Origin of the sequence: Leucobacter sp. Psy1, assembly GCF_020096995.1 — a bacterium.
Lineage (GTDB): Bacteria > Actinomycetota > Actinomycetes > Actinomycetales > Microbacteriaceae > Leucobacter.
In genome coordinates this window covers 788,489-812,311 of sequence record NZ_CP083692.1, presented here as the reverse complement: position 1 = coordinate 812,311, position 23,823 = coordinate 788,489, and the positions used below count along the sequence as shown (strand labels likewise).

Annotated in this window: 26 protein-coding genes and 1 riboswitch; of the genes, 17 read left to right on the top strand and 9 right to left on the bottom strand. The window is 67.5% G+C overall.

Features of this window, described 5'->3' with window-relative positions; all coding sequences use genetic code 11:
* Positions 1–62 precede the first annotated feature (62 nt).
* Complete coding sequence (locus K8P10_RS03755; RefSeq protein ID WP_224780469.1) at positions 63–731, top strand: 1-acyl-sn-glycerol-3-phosphate acyltransferase; 669 nt, start codon at positions 63–65, stop codon at positions 729–731.
* Between the two features lie 73 nt (positions 732–804).
* Here the strand turns inward: K8P10_RS03755 and K8P10_RS03750 are convergent, their stop codons facing one another.
* Entirely contained in the window at positions 805–1,134 is a 330-nt protein-coding gene (locus K8P10_RS03750) for a nuclear transport factor 2 family protein (RefSeq protein WP_224780468.1), read from the bottom strand.
* A 23-nt stretch (positions 1,135–1,157) separates the two neighbouring features.
* A complete protein-coding gene (locus K8P10_RS03745) occupies positions 1,158–1,913 on the bottom strand; it encodes an SDR family oxidoreductase (protein WP_224780467.1) in 756 nt (251 codons plus the stop codon).
* A gap of 63 nt (positions 1,914–1,976) precedes the next feature.
* On the opposite strand from K8P10_RS03745, the gene K8P10_RS03740 reads away from it, so the two are divergent.
* Positions 1,977–2,687, top strand: a complete 711-nt coding sequence (locus K8P10_RS03740; RefSeq protein ID WP_224780466.1) for a TetR/AcrR family transcriptional regulator — start codon at positions 1,977–1,979, stop codon at positions 2,685–2,687.
* Here the strand turns inward: K8P10_RS03740 and rsmI are convergent.
* A complete protein-coding gene (gene rsmI / locus K8P10_RS03735) occupies positions 2,684–3,502 on the bottom strand; it encodes a 16S rRNA (cytidine(1402)-2'-O)-methyltransferase (RefSeq protein WP_224780465.1) in 819 nt (272 codons plus the stop codon). The two genes, K8P10_RS03740 and rsmI, sit on opposite strands and share 4 nt — an antisense overlap.
* A 55-nt stretch (positions 3,503–3,557) precedes the next feature.
* Between rsmI and K8P10_RS03730 the strand changes: the two genes are divergently transcribed.
* The 7 genes from K8P10_RS03730 to K8P10_RS03700 all read left to right on the top strand — a co-directional run bounded on the left by K8P10_RS03730 (position 3,558) and on the right by K8P10_RS03700 (position 10,360).
* Positions 3,558–4,439, top strand: a complete 882-nt coding sequence (locus K8P10_RS03730; RefSeq protein WP_224780464.1) for a thioredoxin domain-containing protein — start codon at positions 3,558–3,560, stop codon at positions 4,437–4,439.
* On the top strand, positions 4,436–5,737 hold the full coding sequence (locus K8P10_RS03725; RefSeq protein WP_224780463.1) for an MFS transporter: 1,302 nt from the start codon (positions 4,436–4,438) through the stop codon (positions 5,735–5,737). Before K8P10_RS03730 ends, K8P10_RS03725 begins: the two co-directional genes overlap by 4 nt.
* A 129-nt stretch (positions 5,738–5,866) precedes the next feature.
* On the top strand, positions 5,867–7,183 hold the full coding sequence (locus K8P10_RS03720) for an aminotransferase class V-fold PLP-dependent enzyme (protein ID WP_370631955.1): 1,317 nt from the start codon (positions 5,867–5,869) through the stop codon (positions 7,181–7,183).
* The gene (gene sufU, locus K8P10_RS03715; protein WP_224780461.1) at positions 7,180–7,650 is read left to right on the top strand and encodes a Fe-S cluster assembly sulfur transfer protein SufU; all 471 of its coding nucleotides are present in this window, start codon (positions 7,180–7,182) and stop codon (positions 7,648–7,650) included. The genes K8P10_RS03720 and sufU overlap by 4 nt, the downstream gene beginning before the upstream one ends.
* Before the next feature lie 158 nt (positions 7,651–7,808).
* Positions 7,809–9,086 (top strand): DUF4192 family protein, encoded by a 1,278-nt coding sequence (locus tag K8P10_RS03710; RefSeq protein WP_224780460.1) that lies wholly within the window; start codon positions 7,809–7,811, stop codon positions 9,084–9,086.
* Between the two features lie 119 nt (positions 9,087–9,205).
* A complete protein-coding gene (locus K8P10_RS03705) occupies positions 9,206–9,979 on the top strand; it encodes a gamma-glutamyl-gamma-aminobutyrate hydrolase family protein (protein WP_224780459.1) in 774 nt (257 codons plus the stop codon).
* A 177-nt stretch (positions 9,980–10,156) separates the two neighbouring features.
* Complete coding sequence (locus tag K8P10_RS03700) at positions 10,157–10,360, top strand: cold-shock protein (RefSeq protein WP_208239973.1); 204 nt, start codon at positions 10,157–10,159, stop codon at positions 10,358–10,360.
* 247 nt (positions 10,361–10,607) lie between these two features.
* On the opposite strand, the gene K8P10_RS03695 is transcribed toward K8P10_RS03700, so the two are convergent.
* The 4 genes from K8P10_RS03695 to gcvP form a co-directional block, all read right to left on the bottom strand.
* Positions 10,608–12,035, bottom strand: a complete 1,428-nt coding sequence (locus K8P10_RS03695; protein WP_224780458.1) for an L-serine ammonia-lyase — start codon at positions 12,033–12,035, stop codon at positions 10,608–10,610.
* Between the two features lie 53 nt (positions 12,036–12,088).
* The gene (gene gcvH / locus K8P10_RS03690) at positions 12,089–12,463 is read right to left on the bottom strand and encodes a glycine cleavage system protein GcvH (RefSeq protein WP_370631954.1); all 375 of its coding nucleotides are present in this window, start codon (positions 12,461–12,463) and stop codon (positions 12,089–12,091) included.
* A gap of 77 nt (positions 12,464–12,540) precedes the next feature.
* Positions 12,541–13,689: a glycine cleavage system aminomethyltransferase GcvT gene (gcvT, locus tag K8P10_RS03685; protein WP_224780457.1), complete on the bottom strand. Its 1,149-nt coding sequence runs from the start codon at positions 13,687–13,689 to the stop codon at positions 12,541–12,543.
* Positions 13,686–16,589 (bottom strand): aminomethyl-transferring glycine dehydrogenase, encoded by a 2,904-nt coding sequence (gene gcvP, locus K8P10_RS03680; protein ID WP_224780456.1) that lies wholly within the window; start codon positions 16,587–16,589, stop codon positions 13,686–13,688. Before gcvP ends, gcvT begins: the two co-directional genes overlap by 4 nt.
* Positions 16,590–16,739: 150 nt before the next feature.
* A riboswitch (glycine riboswitch) is annotated at positions 16,740–16,834 on the bottom strand.
* 205 nt (positions 16,835–17,039) lie between these two features.
* On the opposite strand from gcvP, the gene K8P10_RS03675 reads away from it, so the two are divergent.
* From K8P10_RS03675 to K8P10_RS03655, 5 genes are all read left to right on the top strand, one after another.
* The gene (locus K8P10_RS03675) at positions 17,040–18,026 is read left to right on the top strand and encodes a TIGR00730 family Rossman fold protein (RefSeq protein ID WP_224780455.1); all 987 of its coding nucleotides are present in this window, start codon (positions 17,040–17,042) and stop codon (positions 18,024–18,026) included.
* Between the two features lie 55 nt (positions 18,027–18,081).
* Positions 18,082–18,672: a histidine phosphatase family protein gene (locus K8P10_RS03670; RefSeq protein WP_224780454.1), complete on the top strand. Its 591-nt coding sequence runs from the start codon at positions 18,082–18,084 to the stop codon at positions 18,670–18,672.
* A gap of 119 nt (positions 18,673–18,791) precedes the next feature.
* Positions 18,792–20,051, top strand: coding sequence for a Na+/H+ antiporter NhaA (gene nhaA, locus K8P10_RS03665; protein ID WP_224780453.1), 1,260 nt, complete (start codon positions 18,792–18,794; stop codon positions 20,049–20,051).
* Between the two features lie 37 nt (positions 20,052–20,088).
* Complete coding sequence (locus K8P10_RS03660; protein WP_224780452.1) at positions 20,089–20,361, top strand: type II toxin-antitoxin system Phd/YefM family antitoxin; 273 nt, start codon at positions 20,089–20,091, stop codon at positions 20,359–20,361.
* Positions 20,358–20,747, top strand: a complete 390-nt coding sequence (locus K8P10_RS03655; protein WP_224780451.1) for a type II toxin-antitoxin system VapC family toxin — start codon at positions 20,358–20,360, stop codon at positions 20,745–20,747. The genes K8P10_RS03660 and K8P10_RS03655 overlap by 4 nt, the downstream gene beginning before the upstream one ends.
* A gap of 51 nt (positions 20,748–20,798) precedes the next feature.
* Here K8P10_RS03655 and K8P10_RS03650 read toward each other — a convergent pair whose 3' ends face one another.
* Positions 20,799–21,458, bottom strand: a complete 660-nt coding sequence (locus K8P10_RS03650) for a hypothetical protein (protein ID WP_224780450.1) — start codon at positions 21,456–21,458, stop codon at positions 20,799–20,801.
* 74 nt (positions 21,459–21,532) lie between these two features.
* Here K8P10_RS03650 and K8P10_RS03645 point away from each other — a divergent pair, with 74 nt between their 5' ends.
* A complete protein-coding gene (locus K8P10_RS03645; RefSeq protein WP_224780449.1) occupies positions 21,533–21,766 on the top strand; it encodes a hypothetical protein in 234 nt (77 codons plus the stop codon).
* A gap of 54 nt (positions 21,767–21,820) precedes the next feature.
* Here the strand turns inward: K8P10_RS03645 and K8P10_RS03640 are convergent, their stop codons facing one another.
* Positions 21,821–22,357 carry a PACE efflux transporter gene (locus K8P10_RS03640; RefSeq protein WP_224780448.1) on the bottom strand — a complete coding sequence of 179 codons (537 nt, stop codon included), beginning with the start codon at positions 22,355–22,357 and terminating at the stop codon, positions 21,821–21,823.
* Positions 22,358–22,583: 226 nt separating this feature from the next.
* Between K8P10_RS03640 and K8P10_RS03635 the strand changes: the two genes are divergently transcribed.
* Both K8P10_RS03635 and K8P10_RS03630 read left to right on the top strand, forming a co-directional pair.
* Positions 22,584–23,336 (top strand): hypothetical protein, encoded by a 753-nt coding sequence (locus K8P10_RS03635; RefSeq protein WP_224780447.1) that lies wholly within the window; start codon positions 22,584–22,586, stop codon positions 23,334–23,336.
* Between the two features lie 164 nt (positions 23,337–23,500).
* A complete protein-coding gene (locus K8P10_RS03630; RefSeq protein ID WP_224780446.1) occupies positions 23,501–23,803 on the top strand; it encodes a hypothetical protein in 303 nt (100 codons plus the stop codon).
* Positions 23,804–23,823: the final 20 nt, after the last annotated feature.

The window sequence follows — 23,823 nt, the reverse complement described above, 5'->3', positions numbered from 1 at the left end:
CTGACAACTGTGTACCTCCCGAGATTCCGGCGCGCACTCGGGGCGGGAGTAGGCTCGGGATCATGTCGGCTGAGGTCTCGCTCGCGCGCCCCGGCCCGGTGTTCACGATCGGGCGGGCGGTACTCAGACCCCTGCTCAGGGTGCGTTTCCGGCCGAGGATCGTCGGCGCCGAGCACATTCCCGACGCCGGACCGGTGCTGCTCGCGAGCAATCACCTCGCCGGGCTCGACACCGTGTTGATCCCGTCGTTCTCGACCCGGAAGGTGCAGTTCCTCGCGAAGGAGTCCCTGTTCAAGCGCGGGGTCTTAGGCTGGTTCTTCCGGCAGATCGGAGCGATTCCGGTGCACCGAGGCGCTGGATCGGCGACCCAGGCGGCGCTCGACGCTGGCCGCGCCGTGCTCGCCGATGGACAGGTCTTCGCCGTCTTCCCCGAGGGCAGCCGCTCCCGTGACGGACGCCTGCATCGCGGGCGGGGAGGTGCTGCGTGGATGGCGCTGGAGACCGGAGCGACAGTGGTGCCAGTGGGGCTCATCGGCACGAACCGTCGGCTTCGCGATCCGCACACCGGAAAGGCGCCGCGCGTGGAGGTGCGATTCGGGGAGCCCGTGCCCCTCGACGACCTCGCGGGGCTCCCGGGCGGACGCGCGCGCCGCCTCGCGACGGAGCGCATCATGGGGGCGATCCACGCCCTCACCGGCCAGGAGCTCGCTGACGGGTACGCGCAGCACTAGCGGGGCCGAGCCGCACGAGTGGAGCCGCGGAGCGGATCCGAGATGTCTCAGCACCACGGATCCGCTCCGTGGATCAGCCCTCCCGGATCGTCATCCGGCGGATGCGGTCACCCACCAGCTCGAAGTCGAAGCGGGAACGACCGTTGGCGTGGTGCGAACGCCAGTCGCCAACGACGGTGAGGATGCCGTTCTCAGACGTCACCTCTTCCACCGTCAGCGTCCCCTCTGACCCGATGAACTCGCGCGCACTCCACGCGGCGATCGCGTCGCGACCGGAGAACTCCCTCCCCCAATCGTCGACGACTCCGTCGTCGGTGAAGGCTGAGAGGAAGTATTCATCGTCGTGCGCGTTGACGCGCTCAATGAATGTTGCGATGGGTTCGGGAATGATCGGTGTGCTCATGATGCTCCTTCGTGTCGGGCAGGTCAGCGGGTCGTGTATCCGCCGTTGGCGAAGATGGTCTGCCCGGTGATCCACCAGCCCTCGGTGGCCAGGAACCGCACGATCGGCGCGATGTCCTCGATCTGGGTGAGTTGGCCGCCCATCGCCTGCGACTTGTGGAACTCGACGCGCTCCGGGGTCTCCTGGCCGTAGAAGAACGGGGTGTCCATCGGACCGGGTGCGATCGCGGTGACGGAGATGCCGCGGTCGGCGAACTCCTTCGCCGCGGCCCTCGTGAAGTGCTCGACGGGTGCCTTGCCTCCGGCGTAGGTGGAGTAGCCGTCGGTGAAGGCGGCGAGCAGTGCCGTGACGATCGTGATGAGCTTGCCGCCGTCCGCGAGGCGTCGTCCGGCCTCCTGAATGAAGAAGTACGCCGCCTTCGCGTTGACGTCGAACATGTCGTCGTACTCCTGCTCGGTGGTGTCGACGATCGGCTTGCGCAGCACCTTGCCCACGGTGTTCACCGCGATGTCGATCTTGCCGATCGCTGCTTCGGCGTCGGCGAAGAGCTGCCCCACGTTCGCGGGAACGGTGAGGTCCCCCTGCAGGATCACGCCCCGGCGACCGGCGGCCTCGACTACGGCCAGCGTCTCCTCGGCATCCGCTCGTGATGACTCGGAATTGTAATGAATCGCGACGTCGGCGCCGCCGGCTGCCGCCTGACGCGCGATGAGTCCACCGAGGTTCTTCGCTCCCCCGGCGATGAGCAGTCGCTTGCCCTCGAGTGTTGTCGTTCCCATCAGAAACCTCCATATCGTTGATATGTAGCAACATATCTTCGCTACATTCGGTACTGTAGCAGCATGACAGTGCGAACCGAAAGCGATACACGAGAGAAATTGATCGCGGCCGCGGCCGAGCTCATCGCACACGCTCCGGGTGAGGAGTTCTCTCTGCGCGCTGTCTGCGACGCGGTGGGGGTGAAGATGCCCACGCTCTACCACTTCTTCGGCTCGAAGCAGGGACTGATCGACGCGGTCATCGAACGCGGCTTCGACCTCTATCTCGAAGAGAAGCACGCGGCGGAGCCCTCGGGCGATCCGGTGCAGGACATCCGCGCCGGGTGGGACGCCCACGTGGCCTTCGGCATCTCGAACCCTGGCTTCTACACACTCATGTACGGGAAGGTTCGACCGGGGTACTCCCCCGCCGCGCAGTCACGACCGAGCGAACTCCTGCGCGCGCTCACACGCCGCGCCGAACAGCAGGGTCGACTCGTCGTCCCGTCGGAGCAGGCGGCGGCGCACATCCTCGTGACGAACATCGGCGTGACGCTGCGGCAGATCATCCTCGCGTCACCCGACCCCGAGCTCTCAGCCGCGGTCAGAGAAGGCGCCATCGCCGCGATCACCGGCACCAGCCCCCGAGCCTCGGATCCCCTCGCGGCCGCGGTCGAGTTCGCTGCAGCGCACCCTGACGTGCTCGGGCGCGCCGAGACCCAGCTGCTCATCGAGTGGCTCGGTCGACTCTCCGATCGTCTCCCAGAACGATCGATACGCGCCGCTGACGCCTAACCGCGCGAAGCGAGCGCCGCTGCGTAGAGGTCGCGGCTCGACTGCCCCGACGCGGCGGCGACGGCGCGCGTCGCATCCTTCAGACGCTCACCGCCCGACACTCTCGCCTGGACTTCGGCGAGCGCGGCCTCCGGCGACACCTCCCGTTCCGGAGCACCACCGACGACCACCACGATCTCGCCGCGCACACCCTCGGCGGCCCAGGCAGCAAGCTCGTCGAGTGAGCCGCGCCGCACCTCTTCGTGCAACTTGGTGAGTTCTCTGCAGACGGCGGCGGGCCGATCGGCCCCGAACGCGGCGGCGAGCGCCGTGAGCGTTGCCGCGAGGCGGGTGGGCGCCTCGAAGAAGACGAGAGTGCGCCGCTCGTCGGCGAGGGAGGCGAGGAAGCGATCCCGCTCCCCCGCCTTGCGCGGGAGGAACCCCTCGAACGCGAATCGATCGGTCGGCAGCCCGGAGACGGCGAGCGCCGTGACCACGGCGCTCGGGCCGGGGATGGCGGTGACGTCGACGCCCTGCTCGGCCGCGAGCTGCACGACGCGGAACCCGGGGTCGGAAACGGTCGGCGTTCCTGCGTCGCTCACGAGGACGATGTCTTCCGTGCGCGCCCGCTCGACGAGTTCCGCTGCGCGCTCGTGCTCGTTGTGGTCGTGGAGCGCGAGCAGTTCGGGGCGCGCCTCGATGCCGAGCAGCCGCAGGAGCTTGGCGGTGGTGCGCGTGTCCTCCGCCGCGATGACGGCAGCGTTCGCGAGCGTCTCGCGGAGTCTGGTGGACGCGTCGCCCAGGTTGCCGATCGGCGTGGCCGCGAGCAGGATCATGCCCTCCATCGTACGCGGGTGCACCCGACGGTCTCGTAGCTGGAAGAATGGCAGCATGACCGATCCCACCCCGCAGGACCCGCACGCCCACTACACTCCCGTAGACCGCAGCGTGCCCCAGCCGGGACAGGGTGGTTCTTCGAAGAAGGTGACGATCTGGACGGTGGCCGCGATCCTCGCTCTCGCGTTCACCGCCTTCTGCGTGTTCCTCGTGATGTCGCGCCTGGATGATCAATCATCCGAGGCGGGCGGGGTCGAGTGGCCGGCGAACATGCGCACGGGCGGGATCCTGTTCGAGAGCGGCACGGGCGGCCTCGCGCCGGTGCTCTCCGAGGCGCCCGAGGAGGGCGCGGTCCCCGAACCCGTCGCGACGGACCGAGCGAGCGGACCGCTCGACATCCAGCTGTACGTCGACTACCGCTGCCCGGCGTGCGCCGCGTTCGAGGCAGAGAACGCCGCCCTGCTCGAGGCCGCCGTCACGAGCGGTGAGGCGACACTCGAGTTGCGACCGATGACCTTCCTTGACGACGACACCCAGTACTCGTCGCGCGCGGCGGGTGCCGTGGCGTGCGTGGTCGACGCGCAGCCCGAGCTGGCGTGGGACGCCCACACGGCGCTCCTCGACTCCCGAGTGCAGCCGGGCCACGAGGCACCGGGACTCGAGAACGACGAGATCGTCGCCGTGATCGAGCGCGCAACGGGCGGACTCGACGGCGCGACGCGATCCTGCATCGAGGACGAACGGTTCGCCCCGTTCGCGCAGGCGCTGAACGCGTGGGCATCGAGCACGGCGGTTCCCGAGGCTGATGCTGACGACGTGACGGTCGCGCACACCCCGTTCGTGGTCGCCGGCGGCGCGGTGTACGAGGGCGACGCGAGCGATGGTGCGGCATTCGCGGCGTTCCTCGCCGAACAGGGTCTGCAGGTGACGCAGTGACGGCCGATCCGGATCGCGAGACCGCGCAGCGACCCGCCCCAGGCGGCGCCGACGGCGCCCCGTCGCTCATCTCGCTGACCGGCCTCGGGTACTTCCCGCTCGCGCTGATCGCCCGCTTCCCGTTCGCGATGATGGTCGTGGGTGTGCTCACGCTCGTCGTCTCCGCTCGCGGCTCGGTCGAGCTCGGCGGTCTCGCTTCGGCCTCGGTGGGCATCGGGTCGGCGCTCATCGGGCCGCTCGTCGGAGCCGCGGCCGACCGGTTCGGGCAGCGGCCGACGTTGCTCATCACGGCCATCGCGAACAGTGCAGCGCTCGGCGCCCTCGCATGGATCGCATACAGCCCGCTCGACGTGTGGGCGGTCTTCGCGGTCTCGTTCCTCGTCGGCGCCTCCGGTCCGCAGATCTCCCCGATGTCGCGTTCGCGCCTCGTGATGATCATCAAGACGGCGATGCCGTCGAAACGCCGCCCCCGCACGCTGAGCGCCACGCTGGCCTACGAGTCTGCAGCGGACGAGGTCGTCTTCGTCTTCGGGCCGGTCATCGTGGGCCTGCTCGCCACGTTCTTCGGCGCATGGGCGCCCATCGCGGGCGCCGCCGCGCTGACGCTCGTGTTCGTCGTCGCGTTCGCACTGCACCGCACCAGCGCACCACCGAAGACGCGGGCGGAGCGCGCGGCCACGCTCGCGCCGGCCCGCGAGCTCGCCCGCCCCGAACTCCTCGTCACGGTCTTCGGGATCTTCTGCGTCGGTCTCGTCTTCGGCACCACGCTCACCGGGCTCACCGCACTGACCCAGGACCTCGGGAGCCCCGAGAGCGCCGGCCTCTTCTACGGGATCATGGGCCTCGGGTCGGCGGTCCTCGCCATCAGCGTCGTGTGGTTCTCCCCGCGCTTCACCCTCAGGTACCGGTGGCTCGTCTTCGTGCTCTTCATCCTCGCGGGGCAGTTCGTCATGGCGACCGGGGCCGGGCTCGGCGCGGTCGCACTCGGGCTCGGGATCACCGGGATCGGGATCGGCCCGCTCCTCGTGACGCTCTACAGCTTCGGCACCCACCGCAGCCCCGAGGGGCGATCCGCGACCGTGATGACGATGCTCGGATCCGGCGTCATCGTCGGACAATCGGGCGCATCGGCGCTGACGGGGTACATCGCCGAGCACGTCGGAACCGACACCGCGATGTGGCTGCCCGCGTGGGCGGGCGCGCTCCTGGCACTGGCCGGGATCGTCAACTGGTTCCTCACCCCCGCGGGGTTCGAGCCCTCACCGCATACCGCGACGGTCGAGGTGCAGGTGCCCTGAGGCGGATTCACGCTCGCGACAGATCGGGTGCCCCCCGCTCAGGAATACGCGGTGCCTCCGCACCGTTGACGCGGGTGTGAGCCGGTCACGACCGCATCGGTCGGCGACGCTCGTGAGAGAATGGACGGTATGCCGGAAAACGCGATCGATCAGTCCGAGGTGTCGCAGCTGCGGGCGGCGTTCCCCTACTTCGCGGGTCTCCCCGAGTCAGGAGCCGTCGCCTATCTGGACGCCGCCGCGACCTCCCAGCGCCCAGCGTCGGTGCTCGACGCTGAACGCGCGTTCCTCGAGCGCGCCAACGCCGCGGTACACCGGGGCACGAGTCAGGCCGTCGGATCCGCCACGGAGCAGTTCGAGCGCGCCCGCGCGCTCGTCGCGGACTTCGCTGGCGCCCCGACCAGTGAGCAGATCGTCTGGGCCGAGAACGCGACGGACGCCCTGAACCTCGTCGCGCTCGGCATCGGCGAGGCGACGGCCGCCGTCCGCACCGGCGACGCCTCCCTCGGAGTCGAGGAGTCTTCGCGCTTCGCGCTCGAATCGGGTGACGAGATCCTCGTCACCGAAGCCGAGCACCACGCGAACCTCATCCCCTGGCAGCGGCTCGCCGCGAAGACCGGGGCCACGCTGCGCTGGATCCCCGTCCGCGAGGACGGCACCTGGACACTCGACGACGCGCGCGCCGCGATCACCCCGCGCACCCGCATCTTCGCCTTCGCCCACGTCTCCAATGTGACCGGGATGCTGGCGCCCGTCGCAGATCTTGTCGCGCTCGCGCACGAGGCCGGCGCCATCACGGTGCTCGACGCTTGCCAGTCGGTGCCCCACATCCCCGTCGACTTCGCCGACCTGGGTGTCGACTTCGCCGCGTTCTCGGGTCACAAGATGCTCGGCCCGAACGGCATCGGCGCCCTCTACGGGCGCGCCGAACTTCTCGCGGCGTTGCCGCCGGCCCGCACCGGCGGATCCGCCATCACCCGCGTCACCATGGAGCGCGCGGAGTTCATGCCGCCGCCCATGCGCTTCGAGGCCGGCACGCAGCCGGTCTCGCAGGCCGTCGGCCTCGGCGCCGCAACCGAGTTCCTCCGCGCCGTCGGCATGGAGCGCTCGGCCGCGCGCGAGCACGAACTCGTCGAGCGGATGGTCGAGGGCATCGTTTCGACGCCCGGCCTCCGCCTGCTCGGCCCAGCCGACTCCGCAGAGCGCGTCGCCCTCGCCTCCGTCGTCGTCGAGGGGGTGCACGCGCATGATGTCGGGCAGTTCCTCGACGAGCAGGGAGTGCTCGTGCGCGTCGGGCACCACTGCGCCCAGCCGCTGCACCGCGCCCTCGGCATCACCTCGAGCACGCGAGCGAGCGTGCACGTCACCACGACCGAGGACGAGGTCGACCGATTCGTCGACGCGGTCCGCGGTGCCCAGCGCTACTTCGGAGTGGAGGTGGCTCGATGAGCGGTCTCGACAGCCTGTACCAGGAACTCATTCTCGACCACTCGCGCCGTCCCATCGGCAAGGGCGAGCTCGCAGCCGACGCCGACGCGCTCACCGCGTCGCACCACGAGTTCAACCCCAGCTGCGGCGACGAGATCGACGTGCACATCGCCGTCGACCCCGAAACCGGCAAGATCGACCAGCTCGCCTGGCAGGGCCAGGGCTGCTCCATCTCGATGGCGTCGGCGTCGGTGCTCGCGCAGCTCGTGCGCGACGAGCAGGTCGACCTCGCAGAAGCGCAGCGCCGGATCGACGCCTTCCGCGAGATGATTCAGTCGCGCGGCGAGTCCGAGCCGGACGAGGACCTGCTGGGCGACGCCATCGCCTTCCAGGGCGTATCGAAGTTCGTCATGCGAGTGAAGTGCGCCATGCTCGGCTGGGTCGCGCTCGAGGCCGACCTGCGGCACGTGGAGGCGCAGCGCGCCTAATCGGTTCGAGGACGTTCACGGTGGGTCGCAGCGGGTTGCCGTGGGTTGCTCGAGGTCGCATCCTCTAGGTTTCGTCCACAAGGTGAGCCAATCTCGAATATCGCGTCCGGATTGGGGATAACCTGCTGAACCCGGACGGCGGGCGCAAAGATCGATGCATGCCAGACACCCCGATTGCTGCACTCCCCTCCACGCACGACTCGCACAGCACGCATTCTCTGCCGTCGCGTGCGCTCGACACTGAGCCCAAGACTCGTCCCACGCGCTCCGCCGACCCGAACGTGCTCCGTTGCGAGTCGACCGCCGACTTCCTCGCCGCACTCCCCGTACTCACTGGTTTCACCGCGGACAACAGCCTCTTCCTCGTCTTCTTCAGCGGGCGCCGCGCCGGCCGAGCGATCAGAGTCGACCTCCCCGATCGCGATGATCCGGGAACGATGCGGGCACTCCTCGATCTCCTGTCCGAGCGACTCGGCGCGGTTTCGCAGCGGGAGGGGCGGGTCTCCGGGGCGGCGGTCGTCATCTGCACGACGACCACCTTCGCGAGTGCCCGCATGACACCGCACCGCGACCTCGCGCACCGTATCGAGCGCCGGCTTCGCCGCGACGGCTACCGGTTGCGGGAACTATGCTGCCTCGCACCCGATGGCTGGGCGAGCTACTTCGACGACTCCACCCCTGCGACCGGGCGTCCCCTTCGCGCGATTGCCGAGAGCCCGATCAACCGATACATCGCCGACGATCCCCAATTGCGCGCCAAGCCGATCACCTCACTCGACGCGCTCGCCGAACTTCCCTCCGTCGAAGCGGGGCGCCGCGCATCCATTGCCGCCGCCCTCGACGGACCCCATCTTCCGGGGGCCGATGAGCCCTCCCCACTCCTCTCGGGCCCCGGAAGCCTTACCGACGAGGCGACCGTACGCGCAGACGCCACACGATTCGAGTCCAGCTTCGACCGAACCGATGCCGGTCCGCCGAGCGACACCGTGCACCTCGTGCGTGCTCTGGCCAGCCGAGAGCGCTGGTTCGTGCTCCTCCTTACGGCCCTGGCACCGGCAGCCGTGGTACCGGACCTCTGCTCGGGCCTCCCCGGAAACAACCGTCACCATCTCACCCTCGACATCGATGGCGAACCAGCGAACTCCCCGAACTCCGGGTGGTCCGTCCTGCGGATGGTCACGAACCTGCCGCTCGAGGCGCTCGACTTCGATCGCCTCCGACAGGCCACCAGCGCCACCGCCGACCTCGCAGCAACCGTCTCCGGCAGATGGCGGGTCGGTCCGCTGGCGCTCCTCGCCCTCCTCTGGTGGCTGCGAGGCATCCACAGTGCCGCCGAGCGGCACCTCGACCGCGTGCGCGACGCGCCCTCAGAACTCGGCGACGTCACGCACATGGTCGATCGCATCGTCCGCGAGTACGCCCCTCCGGGCTGGTGAGCCCGCGGCGCGACGTAGCACTCCGTCACATTGCTGCGCGCTTTCCCGAACTCCGAAACCATGGTGACAGAGACAAGACGGGTATCGCGCAACGAGCAACGCATCGCAAGGAGGGTCAGATGGCACACGGCACACGCGTCGCACTGATCCACGTGCGCGAAAGCCGGCCCGCTGCGCCGGCCTACCAGCGTCTCGCTGACAGCCTCAACCTGCGCGCACTGCGCACTCTCCGCGACCACGGCTGGGAGCCGAGCCTCCACGCCGCCGGCGACGCATCGATCGCCTCCTCGCTCGCTGCGGCACGCAACGCCGACGTCGTCGTCATCATGGGCGGTGAAGACGTGCACCCCAGCTTCTACGCCGGGGAGCACGACTACCCCCGCTCAGGAGTGCACGACCTCCAGGCCGATGACGCTCAGATCACGGTGGTGCGTGAGGCGGTCGAGCGCGGCACCCCGCTCCTCGGCATCTGCCGCGGCCATCAGATCATCAACGTCGCACTCGGCGGAGACCTCGTCCAGCACCTGCCCCAGGACGGGACGCACCGCCTCGACCTGCCTCACGGGTCCAAGCGCTACAGCTTCACCCCGCATCGCATCGAACTCGACGACCAGCGTTGGGCCGACACTATCGACGAGACCGAGCTCGTGCAGAGCTCCCACCACCAGGCCGTCGGGCGACTCGGCGGCGGACTCAGCTCGGTGTCGTCAGCGCACGACGGAATCGTCGAGGCAATCGCCCACGTCGAAAGCCCAGTGCTCGGCGTCCAGTGGCACCCCGAGCACCCCGCCACCCCCGCACGCCAGCTCACCCGACTCGTAGACGGGCTCGCTGATCGCGCAGGGCGAAACTCTCTCACCCACCAATTCCGCAACCCCCGCGTGGCGGCATGAGAAGTGAGATAGGCTGGACCCAGGCATTCAGGTAGTACAAGAAGTAAACGCCGGCCGTGGGAATCTCAGTACTCGTATTGAGGGGCGCACGTCAGCCTCCACGTCGGCAACGTCGCCGTGGCACACCAAGATCATCGGCGGGCGACCGTCGGTGTGCAATACGCAAGGAAGTACAGCATGGCCACTGGCACTGTGAAATGGTTCAACTCCGACAAGGGTTTCGGCTTCATCGCTCCCGATGACGGTTCGGGCGACGTGTTCGCGCACTTCAGCGCGATCTCGGGCTCCGGCCGCCGCGACCTCTTCGAAGAGCAGCGCGTCGAGTTCGACGTCGAGCAGGGCCAGAAGGGCCTGCAGGCAGCGAACATCCGCGCCATCTAAGACGCGAACCCGCGCACACACTGCGCATCACGGGCGGAACCTCTCACGAGGTTCCGCCCGTTTCGTGTATCCCCCACCCGACCCGGGCAGCTCCCTACAATTCGGGTCGCTCCTTGCGGGTGACCCGACCGCGCAACCCGCAAGGAGCGACCCGGATCGGGGGCAGCGCAGCGGGCCGGCAGCGCGAGCGGGCAGCGGGCCGGCAGCGCGGCCGGGCAGCGCGAGCGGGCCGGGCAGAAACGTCCGCTCAGCACTCCACGACGTTGACGGCGAGGCCGCCCATGGCGGTCTCCTTGTACTTGTCGCTCATGTCCTTGCCGGTCTCGCGCATCGTGATGATGACCTCGTCAAGGCTGACGTGGTGCTCCCCATCACCCATGAGCGCCATCTTCGCAGCGTTGATCGCCTTCGACGCGGCGATCGCGTTGCGTTCGATGCACGGAATCTGCACGAGCCCGCCAATGGGGTCGCAGGTGAGCCCGAGGTTGTGCTCCATGGCGATCTCCGCGGCGTTCTCCACCTGCGAGGGGGTTCCCCCGAGAATCTGGGCGAGGCCCGCGGCCGCCATCGACGATGCCGACCCGACCTCTCCCTGGCACCCGACCTCGGCACCGGAGATGGAGGCCTGCTCCTTGTAGAGCACGCCCACGGCGCCGGCGGCAAGGAGGAACTCGGCGACGACGCGCAGCCGTTCTTCGCGGCTCCACTCGGAGGCGCCCGGCGTGTAGTGAGTGGCGTAGAACAGCACTGCCGGGATGATGCCCGCCGCCCCGTTCGTCGGCGCGGTGACGACACGACCGCCCGAGGCGTTCTCCTCGTTCACGGCCATCGCGACAAGGTTGATCCACTCCTGCCAGAAGATTGGGTTGCGATCGGGGTCGGTATCGCTGAGCTTCCGATGCCATTCAGGGGCTCGGCGGCGCACATTCAGTCCGCCAGGAAGCGGACCCTCACGCGTGAGCGCGGCGTCCTTGCACTCCTCCATGACCTCCCAGATGTGCACGAGCCCTGATCGCACGTCGTCCTCCGACCGCAGCGTGAGCTCGTTCTCGAGCATCACCGCGGCGATGCTCAGTTCGTTGTCGGTGCAGTGCCCGAGCAGTTCTTTGCCCGTGGTGAAGGGGAAGGGCAGCTCGGAGAGGGTCGTCTCGAGGTTCTCGAGCACGGCCTCTTCGGCTCCCTCGCGCACGATGAATCCGCCGCCGACGGAGAAGTAGGTCTGCTGCTCGAGCGTTTCACCTGCCTCGTCGAAGACGGTGAACCGCATGCCGTTGGTGTGTCGTTCGAGCACGGTGAGCGGGCGCAGCACCATGTCGTCGACGGAGAACGGGAGTTCGACGCCGGTAGTCTCGCCGTCTGATCCTTCGAGTTCCGCGCCCAGCCGTACCGTGCCCGACTCGGTGATGCGCGCGAGCGCGCGGTCCACCTCGGCGGGGAGGATCGTCTCCGGCTCGTACCCCTCGAGCCCGAGGAGCACCGCCGTGAACGTCCCGTGGCCGAGTCCCGTGGCCGCGAGCGAGCCGTACAGGTCGACGCCGAGACCCCGCACCTGCGAGAGCACGCCGCGTCGACGCAGCATGCTCACGTACTGCTGTGCGGCCCGCATCGGACCGACAGTGTGGGAGCTCGATGGCCCGATGCCGACGGAAAACAAATCGAAAACACTGATCGCCATTGCTCAGTCCAGTTCTTCAGTACGAGTGAGAGCAGTCCGCCGGAAAGGTCCGGCTAGACCTCTTCGCCGTTCGCCTCGCCGTATTCGGCGGCGGAGAGGAGCGGGCCCTCTTCCGTCACGGCGACCTTGAAGAGCCAGCCCTCGCCGTAGGGATCGGAGTTGATGATCGCGGTGTCGTCGACCGCGCTCTCGTTGATCTCGACGACCTCGCCGGTGACGGGGGCGTAGAGATCTGAGACGGACTTCGTCGACTCGATCTCGCCGCAGGTCTCCCCCGCGGTCACGGTGTCCCCCACCTCGGGGAGGTCGACGTAAACGACGTCGCCGAGCGCGTTCGCAGCGACGTGCGTGATGCCGACGGTCGCCGGATCGCCTGCGGCGACCCACTCGTGCTCGGCGCTGTACTTGAGGTCGGTGCTGAGTGCCATGATGTTCCTTCGATGGTGTCTGGGAGTGCTGTGTGCTGGGGGATGCTACGGGGTGGTGGTGGTGGTTCGGTGCCGGCTCAGGCGCTCGACCCGCGCCGGTAGAACGGGAGCTCCACTACCTCGAACGGCTGCGGCTTGCCGCGCAGGTCGATGTCGAGACGAGTGCCCGGTTCGGTGTGATCGGCGTCGACGTAGGCGAGGGCGATCGGCACGCCGAGGGTCGGGCTCGGCTGGCCGCTCGTGACCACACCGACGACGGTGGCATCGGCGTCGCCATCGACGGGCAGCACCACGGGGTATCCGCTACGCCCGGCGCGACGGCCGAGACCGCGCAACCCCACGAGCCGGCGGGAGGCGCCCTGCTCCCGCGCCGCCTCGAGAGCGGCGCGGCCCACGAAGTCCTCGTCTTTCTTGAAGGACACGACGGGGCCGAGGCCCGCCGCGAACGGCGTGGTCTCGCGGCTCAGCTCATTCCCGTAGAGGGGCATGCCCGCTTCGAGCCTGAGCGAATCCCTGGACGCGAGACCGGCGGGAACCAGTCCGTGCGCCTCGCCGGCCTGGAGCAGCGCGCGCCACAGCGGGACGGCCTCGTCGTTGCCGAGGTAGATCTCGAATCCGTCCTCACCGGTGTACCCGGTGCGGGCGAGCAGCACGGAGGTACCGGAAAGCACTGCGGGTGCCGCGGCATAGTACTTGAGGTCGTCGAGCAGCTGCCGCTGATCCGAATCGATCAGCTCGGCGAGGATCGCCACCGAGTTCGGCCCCTGCACCGCGATGAGGCTCGTGTCGGCCGACTCATCGGCGACGGTGACGTCGAAGCCGGCGGCCCGTTCCTGAAGCGCTGCCGCTACCGCGGGAGCGTTCCCGGCGTTCGGCACGACGAGGAACTCCGTCTCGCCGAGACGGTAGGTAATGAGGTCGTCGATGATGCCGCCGTCCTCGGCGCAGATCAGCGAGTACTTCGCCCGGCCCACCGCGACGCGGGCGAGGTTGCCCGCCAGCGCGGAGTTCAGGAAGGTGGCCGCGTCGGGACCGGTTACCCGCACCTCCCCCATGTGGGAGAGGTCGAAGAGCCCGGCGGTGCCGCGCACGGCGCGGTGCTCCTCGAGCTCGGAGCCGTACTTCAGCGGCATGTCCCAACCGCCGAAGTCGGTGAAGGAGGCGCCGAGTGCGGCGTGCTCATCGTGCAGCGCCGTGTGGCGCGGGGTCTGCGCAGCGGTGCTCAACGGTCCGCTCCTTCCGCGGCATCGGCGGAATCGCCGGCCGTGTCGAAAGCCTCGGGAGGCGGGCAGGAGCAGACGAGATTGCGGTCACCCGCGGCACCGTCGATGCGCCCGACCGGCGGGAAGTACTTGTCGACGCGCAGCCGTGGCACGGGGAACGCCCCCTGCTCCACCGAGTACGGACGGTCCCAATCGCTCGATACGACCGCGGCCGCGGTGTGCGGTGCGAGCCGCAGCGGCGACGCCTCGAGGGCGAAGTCGCCCGACGCGACCTGCTCGATCTCAGCACGGATCGCGACCATCGCCTCGACGAAGCGCTCGAGCTCGCCGAGATCCTCGGACTCGGTCGGCTCGACCATCAGCGTGCCCGCGACGGGGAAGGCGAGGGTCGGGGCGTGGAATCCGAAGTCGATGAGTCGCTTCGCCACATCTTCAGCAGTGACGCCGGTGCGCTGCGTCAGCTCGCGGAGGTCGAGGATGCACTCGTGCGCGACGAGACCTCCGCGACCCGTGAAGAGGATCGGGAAGTGATCCCGCAGGCGCACCGCGAGGTAGTTGGCGCTGAGCAGTGCGGTCTTCGTCGCCTGCGTCAGCCCGTCGGCACCGAGCATCGCGATGTACGCCCAGGAAATGGGGAGCACGCCGGCCGACCCGAACAGCGTCGACACCACCGGCACGCCGTCGCGTGCGGTGTATGTGCCAGCATCGGCCGCGGTCACCGGGTCGCCCGGAAGGAACGGCAGCAGGTGCTCCGCGACCGCCACGGGACCGACACCCGGGCCGCCGCCTCCGTGCGGAATGGCGAACGTCTTATGTAGGTTCAGGTGCGACACGTCGCCGCCGAACTCACCCGGCTTCGCGAGACCGACCAGCGCGTTCATGTTCGCGCCGTCGATGTAGACCTGCCCGCCGGCGGCGTGCACCCGGTCACACACCTCGCGGACGTCGGCGTCATACAGCCCGTACGTGGAGGGGTAGGTGATCATGATCGCGGCGATCCTGCCGGAGTTCGCCTCGATCTTCGCGTCCAGGTCGGCGAGATCGATGGTGCCGTCATCGGCGTTCGACACGACGACGACGCGCATGCCTGCCAGCACGGCCGAGGCCGCGTTGGTGCCGTGCGCCGAAGCGGGAATGAGGCAGATGTCGCGATCGGTGTCGCCATTCGCCTCGTGGTACCCGCGGATCGCGAGCAGCCCCGCGTACTCGCCCTGCGAGCCGGCGTTCGGCTGGAGCGAGATGCCCGCGTAGCCGGTGATCTCGACGAGACGCGCCTCCAGGTCGGCGATCAGTGTCCGCCACCCGCGGCTCTGGTGCTCGGGCACGTACGGGTGGATTCCCGCGAACTCGGGCCACGAGATCGACTCCATCTCGGCCGTCGAGTTCAGCTTCATGGTGCACGACCCGAGCGGGATCATGGTGCGGTCGAGCGCGAGATCGCGGCCCGACATGCGACGCAGGTACCGGAGCATCTGCGTCTCGCTGCGGATCGAGTTGAAGATCGGGTGCGTCAGGTAGTCGCTCTCACGGGTAAGCGCCTCGTCGAAGGCGAAGTCGCCAGGCGCGACGGGATCCGGATCGCCAGCCCCGAAGACCCCAACCACGGCGGCGACGACAGCGTCGGTCGTCTTCTCGTCCGTGGAGATGCCGACGGTGTCGGCATCGATGCGGCGGAAGTTGATGCCCGCCTCCTCCGCGCGTGCGAGGACCTCGTCGGCGCGGCCGGGCACCGCAACCACGACGGTGTCGAAGAACGAGGTGTGACGCACGGACTCGCCGACGGCCTCCAAGGCCGAAGCGATGGTGCGCGCGTGGGCGTGCGTGCGCTCAGCGATCGCGCGAAGACCACTCGGACCGTGGTAGACGGCGTACATCGACGCCGTGATCGCGAGGAGCGCCTGCGCCGTGCAGATGTTGCTCGTCGCCTTCTCGCGGCGGATGTGCTGCTCACGGGTCTGCAGCGCCAGCCGGTACGCGGGGGTGCCGGCGTCGTCGGAGGAGACGCCCACGAGACGGCCGGGCAGCGAGCGCTCGAGCCCCTTGCGCACGGCCATGAACGCGGCGTGCGGCCCACCGAAGAAGAGCGGCACCCCGAAGCGCTGCGAGCTGCCGACCGCGATATCCGCGCCCTGCTCGCCAGGAGGCGTGATGAGGGTCAGTGACAGCAGGTCGGCGACGACGGTGACGAGCGCACCGCGCTCCTTCGCCGCGGCGATGACCCCCGAGTGATCAGCGACCAGGCCGTCATTGCCAGGCTGCTGCAGCACGATGCCCGAGATGTCGCCATCCGGGAGCCCAGCGCTGAGGTCGGCGACCTCGACCTCGAAGCCGAGCGCCTCAGCGCGCCCACGGATGACCGCGATCGTCTGCGGGAAGAGATTCCGATCGACGACCGTCTTCGCGTCGCCCTTCTTCTTGTTGCCGCGGCGCATGAGGAGCACCGCCTCGGCAGCTGCGGACGACTCATCGAGCAGCGAGGCGTTGGCGATCGGCAGCGCCGTCAGATCGGACACCATCGTCTGGAAGTTCAAGAGCGCCTCGAGCCGGCCCTGCGAGATCTCGGGCTGATACGGCGTGTAAGCCGTGTACCAGGCCGGGTTCTCGAGCACCTTGCGCAGGATGATCGGCGGAGTGATGGTGTCGGAGAACCCCTGCCCGATCATCTGAGTCTTGAGCACGTTCTGGTCTGCGAGCTCACGGAGCTCCTCGAGCACGCCCTGCTCGGAGAGCGCTCCGGGAAGGTCGAGCGAGGTGTCGAGCCGGATGTCGGTCGGCACAGCCGCGTCCACCAGAGCGTCGAGATCGTCGTACCCGAGCTCTCCGAGCATGCGCTCGAGATCTTCGGGCGTCGTGACGCCGATGTGGCGGTCGGTGAATGTGGTGGTCTTCGGGGTGATACTCACGAGGATCTCCTTGATGGTGCCACCGGCGAACCGGCGGACGGTCTGGATCCTCCCCGCTCTGTGATGGGACCTGAGAGATTCCGGCACCGAGCCGAAGCCCGGTGCGTTTGCACCGTCGGTGAGCGCTCACGCGCTGCTTTTCAGAGTGGCTGCGCTGCAACGGTACGGGTGCCTGAGAGATTCCCGGGGAGGGTTTGCTCCTACGGCGCCGAAGACGGAGCTTCGAACTCTCCCGCCACAGCTTGGTAGCCGATATTCACATGTGGTGCCGAGTCTAACCCACGCTCGGAGCGGGCACCACCGGGGGGCTCGGCCACTCGGAGCGGGATCTCCACTGGGGGTTCGGCCGCTCGGTGTACGGAAGCGCATGCTATCTCGCGCTGATTCCATGCGTTGCTGAACACTCAACCGAGCGGGAAGATAGCGGGAGGGCAGCGGTAGCGTTGAAGCATGAGTCAGGCAACAATCGAGGTGAGCGCCGTCGTCGTGCGCGACGGCGCAGGGCGCGTGCTCAATGTTCGGAAGCGCGGTACGCACGCGCTCATGCTGCCAGGAGGCAAGCCCGAAGCGGGTGAGGATCCCCGCGGCACGGCGATCCGCGAGTTCCAGGAGGAACTGGGCATCGCGCTCGATCCGCTGCAGTTGCGCGGGATCGGCACCTTCGTCACCGACGCGGCGAACGAGCCGGATCACCGCCTGGTCGCCCACGTGTTCGAGCACCCCTACGTGTCGGTGGCGAATCCGCTCGCCGAGATCGACCACCTCGAGTGGGTGGATCCGCGCAGCATCGCCGGATCCTTCCCTCAGGCGCCGCTCAATACGAAGCACGTCTACCCCGAACTCTTGCGCCGTGATGCAGAGGGGGCGCTCCCCCAGCGCATCACCGTCTTCACCGGCTCCTCGGCGGGCGCGTCGCCACACTTCGCGGAGGTCGCCGCGGAGTTCGGCACCGCCATGGCGGGGCACGGCATCGGCCTGGTCTACGGCGGAGGCCACGTCGGGCTGATGGGTGTCGTAGCCGACGCGGCCAGGCAGGCGGGGAGCGAAGTGGTGGGCGTGATCCCGCAGTCGCTCGTCGATCGCGAGCTCGCGCACTCCGACATCGACCGCATTGAAGTCGTCGCGAACATGCACGAGCGGAAGTACCGGATGGCCGCGCTCGGCGATGCGTTCGTCGCGCTGCCGGGTGGTCCCGGCACGCTCGAGGAGTTCTTCGAGGCGCTCACCTGGATGCAGCTCGGCATGCACAATCGGCCGGTCGCGCTGTACAACGCCGGAGGGTTCTGGGATGCGCAGCTGCGCATGCTCGACGACATGGTCGAGCAGGGCTTCATGGCGCAGACGTTCCGCGAGCGCATCGTCATCGCAGACACCCCGGAGGCGCTCTTCGGCGGTCTGCGCGAGTGGCGCGCGCCCCGCGCGAAGTGGCACAAGTAGTGCGCAGGGAGCGCAAGGATCGCCGGCACAGGACACGTCAATTAGGCTGGGAGGCATGGAACTCGCGCTGATCCGCCACGGGCAAACGGACTGGAATCTCGACGAGCGCGTGCAGGGGCGCACCGACATCCCGCTGAACGAGACGGGGCGCGAGCAGGCGCGGGCGGCGGGCGAACTGATCCGCGCCGAGGGCGCGCACTGGGACGTGGTGCTCAGCTCGCCGCTGCAGCGGGCCAGGGAGACCGCCGAGATCATCGCGGCCGCGATCGCGGTGCCCTTCGGCGGCACAGTCGACGGCCTGGTCGAGCAGAACTTCGGCGAGGGTGAGGGCATGCTCGTCTCCGAGTTCTACGGCCGCTGGCCGAACCGGGACTTCCCCGGCGGCGAGCACGACGAGGAGCTGGGGGCTCGCGGACTGCGGACCCTCGACGAGATTGCGAACGAGCACCCGTCGGATACCCGCATCCTCGCCGTCTCCCACGGATCGCTCATCCGCGGCACCGTCTCACGCTTGACGGGGACCCCGTATCTGCGCGTGCCCCGGCTGGCGAATACGTCGATCTCGCTCTTCGAGCACGACGGTGACTGGCGCGTGATCACGATCGGCGGTATCCCTCTCGAGGAGTCTCTCCCCACCGGAGTCTGACGCTCGCGAAACGGCACCGCGAGTCTTCAGCCGCCCCAGAGATTGGTAGGCTCGGCTTCGGTCGCGGCGCACTCATCTGCCTCGGAGCTGCGTCCAGAGCACGATCGAAGGACAGACCCATGACTTCCGCCTCTGAACACGTCGAAACCGGTAATCGGCGAACCTTCGCCATGGTGCTCCGCAATGAAGCCGTCGGCGGGTTGATCCTCGCCGCAGCGGCCGTGGTCGCCCTCGTCTGGGCGAATTCGCCGGCCGCGGGTTCGTATTTCGCGCTCCGAGACTTCGAGCTCGGCTACGAACCGTGGCACCTCCGCTTGAGTCTGGGCGCGTGGGCCGCGGACGGTTTGCTCGCGATCTTCTTCTTCCTCGTCGGGTTGGAACTCAAACGCGAGTTCGTTACCGGCGATCTGCGTCGATTCCGCACCGCGGTCATGCCGATCGCCGCGGCAACGGGTGGCGTCATCGTGCCGGCCGTCATTTTCGTGGTGCTGCTGCGCCAGCATTCCGAACTGCTGCAGGGGTGGGCGATCCCGACCGCCACGGATATCGCGTTCGCCGTCGCGGTGCTCGCGATCGTCGGTTCCCACCTGCCTCCGGCGCTCAGGATCTTCCTGCTCACGCTGGCTGTCGTCGACGATCTCATCGCGATCAGCATCATCGCCGTCTTCTACACGGACCACATCGCAGTGGTGCCGCTGGTGCTCGCGTTCGTCACGATCGCGGTTTACGGTGTCATCGCGCAGCGCTACCGAAAGTTCCTCGGGCTGCGGCCACTCACCGCATGGCTGATCCTGCTGCCGATCGGCGCCGTCGCGTGGGCTCTCATGCACGCCTCCGGTATTCACGCGACGATCGCAGGAGTGCTGCTCGGGTTCACGATTCCCGTGCTGCATCATCGCGCAAATCGTGTCTCCGATCGCCACCAGCCCGGGCTCTCGGAGGAGTTCGAGCACCGCTTCCGCCCGCTTTCGGCCGGATTCGCGGTGCCCGTGTTCGCATTCTTCGCGGCTGGAGTCTCAGTTGGCGGCGCCGAAGGGGTCGCAGAAGCGTTGACGCATCCGCTGACGTTCGCGATCATCGCCGCGCTCGTCCTCGGCAAACCGCTCGGCATCGTCACCACGACCTGGGTGATGACCAAGGTATTGCGCACACCGCTCGACCCGAGCATGCGCTGGATCGACATGATCGGGATCGGCCTGCTCGCGGGTATTGGCTTCACGGTGTCGTTGCTCGTCGCGGAGCTGAGCTTCGAGCCGGGATCGCCCGCTCATGACTACGCGAAGGTCGCGATCCTCTCGGCATCCCTGATCGCCGCACTGCTGGCGTCGGTGCTACTCGGCATCCGAAACCGGCGGTACCGGGCGCTCACACACGCCTGATCATCCGGGTGCCGGCTGAAATTGCTACGATTGCGACATGCAGACGATCGCCCACCGGGAGCTCCGGAACCACAGCAGTGACATCCTCGCGCGCGCCCAGGGCGGCGAAAGCTTCACGATCACGAATCACGGCAAGCCGGTCGCGCTGCTCACGCCACCACAACCGCAGACCACCGAGCTGGAGCGCCTCCGGGCAGCCGGAAGGACCCTGCCCGCCCGCCGTGCACCTGGGCAGAGGATCGCCGACGTGATCCGCACCCCTGGCCTGCGGAGCCAGGAGCTACTCGAGGACATTCGAGGAAACTGGTGATCAGCTACCTCGACACTTCGGCGGCCTTCAAGCTCATCGCCGAAGAAACCGGTTCACCCGGACTCGCTGATTACGTCGACGCCGCACTCGAACAGGGCACGACCTTCGTGTCCTCTTGGCTCCTGCACACAGAGTTGCACTGCGCCGCTGATCGACGCAACGCGATCGCCCCGGAGTCCGTCACCGCGATTCTCGATTTCGTGGAACTCATCGACGTCGAGCGCATCGACATGCAGCGCGCAGCGACATCGGCGTGGGGCTTGAGAAGCGCGGACGCCGTTCACCTAGCCACTGCGCTCCGGGTGGAGGCCACAACGCTCGTCACGTACGACACTGAAATGCAGTACGCGAGTGCCCGCGTCGGCCTCCGCGTCGCGGAACCCTGACGTTCGCTGCCTCGGTCGGCGGAGCGCCGAGCTCCGAACGCCGGTTCAGCGCTACCCTTCCTCGGCGAGCTGCGGGTTCGCGTGGCGCATACCCCTGACGGCGAGGTCACCGAGGCCTGAACCGAATGATGCGATCCACACGTTGTCGACGAAACCGTACGAAATGTCGGATGCCCCGACCACGGCGCCGGGGAACACGTAGGTGAACACTCGCACCCCATCGGTCTCGGACTCCTGATAGTCGGAGTCCTCGAGTGCCGCGACCAGTTCCTCGCCGACATCATCAGGGAGCTCAGCAACGTTCACGTGGATGAGTAAGTCGGAATGCGGTATTCCCCATGTGCAGTGCTTCTGCTGCTCCGCCTGATCGAGCGCCTGCAGAGCCACGGGACCGAGAGCGCCCCGGAAAACCTCAATCAGCTGCGGGGAGTTCTCCTTGACCACTGTCCAATCGGGCGAGAATCGCTCGGCAACGGCTTCAAGAGGAATCAGTTCCTCGCAGCTCGGCACCGTGATCGATGCGGGGGCGGACTCAACCGGGGTCGAAGCCTCAGTCGGCACCGATTCCGTTGGCTCAGAGCGCTCGGGAGGCGGATCGGTCGACGACTGCGGTTCACGTTCCGTCGCGCACCCGGACACCCCGCACCCCAGCGCGACCGTCGCCGTCACCGCCCCGCACCATGCGAACGCCACTCGTCGCATATCTCTCATGCATGCAGCTTAGCGCCCACGTCAACCAGTGGCATCGCCGCGCCCACCGGTCGTACGATGACCCTGTCAGCACAATGACCACCAACGAGAGGGGCACCGTCATGGCGCAACTGGGAGAGCCAACCGACGAGATCGACGGCGACGAGGAACTCGTCGTCACCGACATCCGCGATCAGGACGGGCCGCTCGTCGACCCCGAGGATGAGACCTCGGTGGAGACGACCGTCGATGACGAGAGCGAAGTGCTCGAGGAGTTCGGCGAGGACGTGGCTTCCTCCCCCGCCCAGCGGGGCGAAGACGAGGAGTAGTCCTCCGGCAACGAGTTCGCCGCGGGCCGCCTGAAATGGCTGCCCGCGGCGAATCTATTTCCGGGCCGACGCGGGGAGCCCGAACAGGCGATCGAACACCCAGGTGTAGATCAGCGTGAAGACGAGGAAGAACACGAGCAAGCCTCCCTCGATCGCGAACGCCTCGAGCAGCGAGACCCCGAGCATGAAGGCGACGAGCGGGATCGTGAACAGCAGCACGCCGCCCTCGTAGCCGATCGCGTGCACGGCACGAGCACGGACGCCACGCCCTTTCGCGCCGGTGCGGCGTTCGATGGCCTCGAAGATCGTGTTCCAGACATAGTTCCAGAGCGTTGCTGTCGTCGAGACCAGGATCGCGGTCACCGTCGACTGCCCGCCGCCGTGCCCGAGCAGGGCACTGAGCACGACGACAGTGAAGAGGACGCTCAGCCCCTCGTAGCCGGCGACGTACACCACGCGCCGAAGCACGGGTCTCGTATCGAAGTATCGTTGGCGGTTCGTCGCACGCAGATCGACGGCCGCCGTGACGGTGGTCGAGATGGATGTGGATGCGGGCGCCGAGGCGCCGCGGGTGTGGCCTGCGAAGGTCACGGGTATCACTCCTGTGGGGCCGGCGCCGCGGAGGATCGGATGCGATCACTCTCTGACACACGAAAACGCCAGCCACTCGAGCATATCTCAACCGATTCGCTTGATCAAACACAATCTAACAACGCATACCGTCGAATCCAATCCGAGTAGACACTTTTATGTGCTCGTATGTGATACTGAGTATGCACTGGACTCGCACATCACACTCGACCACTAGGAACATCAGTTGCGATCTCTCCAGCGCCTCGGCATATCTTTCATCACTTCAACTGGATTGCTGCTGGGGGCCCTGCCAGCCTCGTCTGATCTCTCTCCGACAGAGAATTTTGGAACAGTCACAGCAGAGACACCAGTGAAGGCCGACCGCGGTGGCGGCCTCGCACGGACAGCGGATCACTTGGATGGAGCTCGCGCAGCAGGAACCGCGTACAGTTCGAGTCAAACAACGGCGAAGGGGGAGGCCTCTGGCGTCACCAAAGGCAGGAATGAAAACGGGAAGCTACTAGCCTCCGCCGACGGGACCGCCGTTGGAGTCTCTCCTGCCCTTTCCCCTTCGAATCACCTCCAATGCATGGTGTACGGCAAATCCAATCATCAGATTAAGAAGTTCTCAGTGAAGCGGAACGGTTCATTCTCAGGGAAAGTGAAATTGCTGTGCGGGAATAGCAAGGCGGGATACCGTCACATTAATTCAAAGCACAGCAAGCAATGGGTTGATGTCGTTACCTGGGACGGTCGCGGGAGAGCGAGCGAATGGGACTCACTCATGACGCAAGCTACAGCAGCTACCCTGAGCCACCCCGACAGAATTTACTCCGAGAAGGGCAGCAAACTCTGCTACGGAGCAAAAATCACCTCTTGGAGGAAGAAGAATGGCAAGGTCGTCAAGCAAAAGACCTGGAATACAGCGGTCGTTGTCTCGAAGAACAACAAGACTGTCGTCACGGCCTATCCAGGAAAATGCAAGGGAGCGCGGTAAGTGATCACCGATATGGTGCAGCTATGACCGAGTATGAAGAGTTGGACTCCGCCGGGGAAGCATCCGAAGGCATCTCCCGCGGTGGACCGATCGACGGTGGAGACCCACTCCACAGAGACGCGGCACCGTCACCTGAATCTGAGCCTACTCGTGAAGTGAAACTCATGGCAGATTACGCGGCCGCCATTCCCCTGTGGGTGTCCGATGGCATGCTCAGCGACGAGAGCATCCTTCCGCCGAAACTGAGAGCCGAGTTGCACTCGTGGTCCGACATCTTCGACGAGCATTTCGACCCCGAAACCGGGTGGCCGAGCTTGGAGATGTGCCAAGCCCAGTACGCGGAGGGGCTGCGTCTGCTTGACGTCCTGTCGGACCATTTCGGTCCCGAGGTCGACGTGACTTACGACTTTTGGGAGTGCTGCGTTCGCGGAGAAGACATTCCGCTGAGTCGACTCGGGCCGGCCTGAGGGGTGCTGCACGCTGATCC

Excerpts from the sequence above, each read along its gene's own strand:
- K8P10_RS03645 (WP_224780449.1), top strand. The coding sequence starts at position 21,533 with ATGACCACCAACGAGAGGGGCACCGTCATGGCGCAACTGGGAGAGCCA.
- K8P10_RS03630 (WP_224780446.1), top strand. The coding sequence starts at position 23,501 with ATGGCAGATTACGCGGCCGCCATTCCCCTGTGGGTGTCCGATGGCATG.
- K8P10_RS03730 (WP_224780464.1), top strand. The coding sequence starts at position 3,558 with ATGACCGATCCCACCCCGCAGGACCCGCACGCCCACTACACTCCCGTA.
- gcvH (WP_370631954.1), bottom strand. The coding sequence starts at position 12,463 with ATGGCACTCAGCACCGACCTCAAGTACAGCGCCGAGCACGAGTGGGTC.
- K8P10_RS03695 (WP_224780458.1), bottom strand. The coding sequence starts at position 12,035 with ATGGCGATCAGTGTTTTCGATTTGTTTTCCGTCGGCATCGGGCCATCG.
- K8P10_RS03710 (WP_224780460.1), top strand. The coding sequence starts at position 7,809 with ATGCCAGACACCCCGATTGCTGCACTCCCCTCCACGCACGACTCGCAC.
- sufU (WP_224780461.1), top strand. The coding sequence starts at position 7,180 with ATGAGCGGTCTCGACAGCCTGTACCAGGAACTCATTCTCGACCACTCG.
- K8P10_RS03720 (WP_370631955.1), top strand. The coding sequence starts at position 5,867 with ATGCCGGAAAACGCGATCGATCAGTCCGAGGTGTCGCAGCTGCGGGCG.
- K8P10_RS03670 (WP_224780454.1), top strand. The coding sequence starts at position 18,082 with ATGGAACTCGCGCTGATCCGCCACGGGCAAACGGACTGGAATCTCGAC.
- K8P10_RS03755 (WP_224780469.1), top strand. The coding sequence starts at position 63 with ATGTCGGCTGAGGTCTCGCTCGCGCGCCCCGGCCCGGTGTTCACGATC.
- K8P10_RS03700 (WP_208239973.1), top strand. The coding sequence starts at position 10,157 with ATGGCCACTGGCACTGTGAAATGGTTCAACTCCGACAAGGGTTTCGGC.
- K8P10_RS03660 (WP_224780452.1), top strand. The coding sequence starts at position 20,089 with ATGCAGACGATCGCCCACCGGGAGCTCCGGAACCACAGCAGTGACATC.
- K8P10_RS03740 (WP_224780466.1), top strand. The coding sequence starts at position 1,977 with ATGACAGTGCGAACCGAAAGCGATACACGAGAGAAATTGATCGCGGCC.
- K8P10_RS03745 (WP_224780467.1), bottom strand. The coding sequence starts at position 1,913 with ATGGGAACGACAACACTCGAGGGCAAGCGACTGCTCATCGCCGGGGGA.
- rsmI (WP_224780465.1), bottom strand. The coding sequence starts at position 3,502 with ATGATCCTGCTCGCGGCCACGCCGATCGGCAACCTGGGCGACGCGTCC.
- K8P10_RS03750 (WP_224780468.1), bottom strand. The coding sequence starts at position 1,134 with ATGAGCACACCGATCATTCCCGAACCCATCGCAACATTCATTGAGCGC.
- K8P10_RS03705 (WP_224780459.1), top strand. The coding sequence starts at position 9,206 with ATGGCACACGGCACACGCGTCGCACTGATCCACGTGCGCGAAAGCCGG.
- K8P10_RS03675 (WP_224780455.1), top strand. The coding sequence starts at position 17,040 with ATGAGTCAGGCAACAATCGAGGTGAGCGCCGTCGTCGTGCGCGACGGC.
- nhaA (WP_224780453.1), top strand. The coding sequence starts at position 18,792 with ATGACTTCCGCCTCTGAACACGTCGAAACCGGTAATCGGCGAACCTTC.
- K8P10_RS03650 (WP_224780450.1), bottom strand. The coding sequence starts at position 21,458 with ATGAGAGATATGCGACGAGTGGCGTTCGCATGGTGCGGGGCGGTGACG.